Consider the following 2,109-nt stretch of genomic DNA (forward strand, 5'->3'; position numbering starts at 1 on the left):
TGCTGTTGGTCAGGACCCATCTTCGCGGAAGGCATTATGGCCAGCGGTCATGCGTACCGCACCAACAGGTCGAACACATGGCCGCACCGACCAGGCTCAGCAGAACGTCAAATCAATCCTTGCCAACGGAGAGCCGTCCACACATGGCGTATGGACGCAGCAAGAAGTCATGATCGCAATCGACGGATCAGGTTGGATAGTCATTGACGGACCCGGCGCTCCTTATCAGCCCTAATGTCCGCAACGGGTCGGTTTGCGAAATAGGCACCCGACCTGGAACCGGACATTGACCTCGCGGCTGACAAGCCGACGTTCGGAACTTCGGTTCGGGGTGGTTAGCGGAGTTCATGGGCGGCTGTGGGAGCCGTCGGGCCACAAAAGCCATTTAGCGCCTTCTCGTGGAGGTCCTGCGGCGGCAGGCCCACAGAAATCCGTCGCGCGTTGGCGGCATCGAGTTCGACTGTCCCTGCGAAAGCCGGCTGATCGCTTTCGCAAAGCACGGCCGTCGCGTAGGGCTGCGAGCGACCGAGATTGATCTGGGCACGGTCAATCAGCCGTAGGCCGGGTTCTATTGGCAATCCGAGGGACCGACGTCGTTCCTCGTAGATCTCGCCAAAGCGTGTTTGAAGCTGGGGCCGATCGTCGGCGTGCATCGCCAGATAATAAAGGCCGTTCAAAACCTCGCGGTCATTTGAGGTCTGAAACATCCTCCAGGCTTCGCTTTCCAGCAGCCATTCAGAGTTTGGCCTATCGACTGCGCATTGGTTGATGATGCGAAGATCTATCACGGCAGAGCCCAGTTCGCCGTCCGGCAAAGCCCCGCTCATAGGCCCTCGCGCTCGCTGGTCGGCCTCGGCGCGGAGCTTGGCAACCTGTTCCGGCGGACCTTCGAAAACGCGCCGGGCGTAATCGTGATCTGGGAACGCCGCGTGCCAGAAGGCAGTATATTCTTCCCATGAGGCGGAGGCACCGATGAGGTTCCGGTTCGCGTCTTCGTAGCTCGCTGATGCGTCGGAAAGATCGCAGCCCTGTAGATAGGACCGGTCTCCGGAATGACCCCGACGGGCCAAGGCAGACTTCAGAACAATTTCTGCCGCGGCTGCGCGTTCGGTATCCGACAGGTCGGGCTTCTGACTGGCCTTGATCTGTTCATAGTCGGGCTTCGACGCAGGCGAGGCCGGGGGTCCAGCACGGTCGCCTTGCGCGAAGATCAAAAGGCTGAACACAATCGCAAACATGCAGGCCACCCGGTTTCTCTCAGCTTAGCCAAGCGTTGGTAGGATGTCTGCTCAGGGTCGGTTTGCGAAATAGGCATCCAGCCTGGAACCGGACATTGACCTCGCGGCCGACAAGCTGACGTCCGGAACTTCGGCTAGGGGTGGTTAGCGGAAATTGTGTCACTGAGCGCGCCTCAAGTACCTCGAGAGGTTTTTAACAGACCGATCGATGGACATTATCGTGGTTGCTAACCACTAAGCCTTTCTTCTGGCTCGGTTGTGGTGCGGCAGGTCCGGGGTAAACCCCAAACCGCATATCCACGGCCACCGCACGAGCGAAAGGCATGTCTGGACCAACCCCCGTTGGGCGTGGATCGGCGTCAGGTCGCTCAAGAAGGTAGGACAGCGTGAAGCCCTCCCCTAATTTGGGAATTGAAAGCCCGATTCCTGGCACGAGGGGAGCGATGTATTCTGCGCCGTCAGCGGTACGGTAGGCTCTACTGCCGCTCGATGAGGTCAAAGCTTCGGTCAGAGCCTGTTCGGTCCACACGATATCCTTTTTTTGTTGCTGCTCGCGGCAGGCGGTCGCCGCCGTTAGGAGGAGAGTTAAGGCGAGGGCCCTCACCACAATCCGTTTGATAAGCTGCGTCATCTTCCTCTCCTTGCTGCCCCCCGCCGCCTTAGCACTCGACGACAACGAGTACTCGTCACACGTCTGCGGCCAACGTAGGAAGGGCTGCTTAGGGTCGGTTTGCGAAATAGGCACCCAGCCTGGAACCGGACATTGACCGCGCCGCTGACAAGCGGACGTTCGGAACTTCGGCTAGGGGCGGGAAGCGGAAGTTGAGCTCTGCCGACCTCGGCTAGGGGTATTTGCGGACGATCAATAGGG

3 protein-coding genes are annotated in these 2,109 nt (G+C 59.5%); 1 reads left to right on the top strand and 2 read right to left on the bottom strand.

The features are described from left to right. Nucleotides 1–235: hypothetical protein (locus tag AC1DJ5_RS14600; protein WP_477021066.1), on the top strand; the 235-nt coding region annotated here is incomplete at its 5' end. 100 nt (nucleotides 236–335) lie between these two features. Here AC1DJ5_RS14600 and AC1DJ5_RS14605 read toward each other — a convergent pair. Both AC1DJ5_RS14605 and AC1DJ5_RS14610 read right to left on the bottom strand, forming a co-directional pair. Continuing rightward, on the bottom strand, nucleotides 336–1,238 hold the full coding sequence (locus AC1DJ5_RS14605) for a hypothetical protein (RefSeq protein WP_477021067.1): 903 nt from the start codon (nucleotides 1,236–1,238) through the stop codon (nucleotides 336–338). A gap of 193 nt (nucleotides 1,239–1,431) precedes the next feature. Further along, entirely contained in the window at nucleotides 1,432–1,869 is a 438-nt protein-coding gene (locus tag AC1DJ5_RS14610) for a hypothetical protein (protein ID WP_477021068.1), read from the bottom strand. Between the last annotated feature and the right edge of the window lie 240 nt (nucleotides 1,870–2,109).

The organism is Brevundimonas sp. 01N35 (genome assembly GCF_056399785.1).